A 431-nucleotide genomic window follows, 5' to 3' on the forward strand; every position below is an offset into this window, starting at 1 on the left:
CGGCTGGGCGAGCACCATCTGGCGGACCCGGTGGAGACCACCGAGGAGGCGCCGTACGAGGGCTGGATGGTGCCGCAGTGGCGCACCCAGCGGATCCTGCGGGACCGGCTGGAGGAGCTGGGCGGCACGATCGCCTTCGGCCGCGAGGTCACGGACGTCACCCAGGACGGGGACGGCGTGACCGCCCGCTTCGCCGCCGGGCCGCCGCTGCGCGCCAGGTACCTCGTCGCCGCGGACGGCGGACGTTCGGCGGTGCGCCGGGCGGCCGGCACCGCTATGACCGGAGAGGCGGTCGACCCGCTGCCGATGCTGGTGGCGGACGTGCGGGTCAGCGGCCTGGACCGGGACTGGTGGCACAGGTTCCCGCCCCGCGAGGGCCGGGACGAGTTCCTCAGCCTCTGCCCGCTCGCCGGCAGGGACGACTTCCAGCT

1 protein-coding gene is annotated in these 431 nt (G+C 75.6%); it reads left to right on the forward strand.

The window, feature by feature from the left end:
- Positions 1 to 431: FAD-dependent monooxygenase (locus LPA54_RS39600; protein WP_228985240.1), on the forward strand; the 431-nt coding region annotated here is incomplete at both ends.

Origin of the sequence: Streptomyces sp. DH12, assembly GCF_020873895.1 — a bacterium.
GTDB lineage: Bacteria > Actinomycetota > Actinomycetes > Streptomycetales > Streptomycetaceae > Streptomyces.